Source organism: Sphingomonas sp. GW821-FHT10C01 (assembly GCF_059415525.1).
Genome location: NZ_JBWKNK010000012.1, coordinates 1 through 1,957, shown reverse-complemented (window position 1 = coordinate 1,957; position 1,957 = coordinate 1). Strand labels below are relative to the sequence as shown.

The following is a 1,957-nucleotide window of genomic DNA, read 5'->3' as shown; positions in this document are numbered from 1 at the left end:
TGGGCGAAGGAGGCGCGTTACGACGCGTCGGGGTATGAGCGGCTCTATGGGCGCTCGATCGCCGATCCCGGGAGTTTCTGGCTGGATCAGGCGAAGCGTCTGGAGTGGGTGAAGCGACCTGAGCTGGCTGGGGATTGGTCGTTCGACGAGGCGGATTTCCGGATCGAGTGGTTCGCGGACGGGAAGCTCAACGTCGCGGCCAATTGCCTCGACCGGCATCTGGCGACGCGTGGCGACGCGCTCGCGATCATCTGGGAGCCGGACGATCCCCGGGAAGAGCCGCGCCGCTTCACCTATCGCGAGCTTCATGCCGAGGTCTGCCGCTTCGCCAATGTCCTGAAGGGTCAGGGCGTCGCGAAGGGTGACCGCGTCACCATCTACATGCCGATGATCCCCGAGGCGGCGTTCGCGATCCTCGCCTGCGCGCGGATCGGTGCGATCCATTCGGTGGTGTTCGGCGGCTTCTCGCCCGAGGCGCTGGCCGGCCGCATCACCGATTGCGACAGCTCGGTGGTGATCACCGCCGATGAAGGCCGCCGCGGCGGCAAGCGCATTCCCTTGAAGGCCAATGTCGACGCAGCCGCCGAGCGCGCGCCCGCGCTCGAGAAGGTGATCGTGGTCAAGGCGACCGGCGGCCATGTCTCGATGAGCGAAGGCCGCGACATCTGGTACCACGAGGCGGCGGCGGGTGTGTCCACCGACTGCCCGGCCGAGACGATGCGCGCGGAAGATCCGCTGTTCATCCTCTATACCTCGGGCTCGACCGGCCAGCCCAAGGGCGTGCTCCACACCAGCGCGGGCTATCTGCTGTGGGCGAGCCTGACGCACGAGCTGTGCTTCGACTATCGCCCCGGCGACGTGTGGTGGTGCGCCGCCGATATCGGCTGGGTCACCGGGCACAGCTACATCCTCTACGGCCCGCTCGCCAATGGCGCGACGACGCTGATGTATGAGGGCCTGCCCAACTGGCCCGATGCCAGCCGCATCTGGCAGGTGGTCGATCGGCACAAGGTCCACACCCTCTTCACCGCGCCCACCGCGCTGCGCGCGCTGATGAAGGACGGCGACGACTTCGTGACCAAGACCAGTCGCAAGTCGCTCAGGCTGCTCGGCACGGTGGGCGAGCCGATCAACCCGGAGGCGTGGCGCTGGTATCATGAGGTGGTGGGCGAGCGCCGTTGCCCGATCATCGACACCTGGTGGCAGACCGAGACCGGCGGGGCGATGATCGCGCCGATGCCGGGTGCGACCGACCTCAAGCCCGGCAGTGCCACGCGGCCGCTGCCCGGGGTCGATCCGCAGCTGGTCGATGCCGAGGGCAACGTCCTGCACGGCGCGACCGAGGGTAACCTCGTCATCGCACGCAGCTGGCCGGGTCAGATGCGTACCGTGTGGGGCGATCATGCACGCTTCTTCCAGACCTATTTCACCACCTATCCGGGCAAATACTTCACCGGCGACGGCTGCCGGCGCGACGAGGATGGCTATTACTGGATCACCGGGCGGGTCGACGACGTGATCAACGTCAGCGGCCACCGCATGGGCACGGCCGAGGTCGAGAGCGCGCTGGTGCTGCATCCCAAGGTGGCGGAGGCGGCGGTCGTCGGCATGCCGCATGACGTGAAGGGCCAGGGCATCTACGCCTATGTCACGCTCAACGCCGGCTGCACCGCCGACGACGGCTTGCGCGCCGAGCTGGTCAAATGGGTCCGTACCGAGATCGGCCCGATCGCGACCCCTGACGCGCTCCAGTTCGCGCCGGGCCTCCCCAAGACCCGCTCGGGCAAGATCATGCGCCGTATCCTGCGCAAGATCGCAGAGGGCGACACATCATCCCTCGGCGACACCTCCACCCTCGCCGATCCGTCGGTGGTCGACGATCTGGTGGCTAACCGCCTCGGCTGAACCGCGCGGGATCGCAGACATGAAGAACGGCGCGGGGGGTGATCCCCGCGCC

At 67.8% G+C, this 1,957-nt stretch carries 1 protein-coding gene; it reads left to right on the top strand.

Annotated features, from left to right (window positions below; translation table 11 throughout):
• The coding region (gene acs / locus AC07M1_RS19370; protein ID WP_495164281.1) for an acetate--CoA ligase at nucleotides 1-1,905 on the top strand (1,905 nt) is incomplete at its 5' end.
• Between the last annotated feature and the right edge of the window lie 52 nt (nucleotides 1,906-1,957).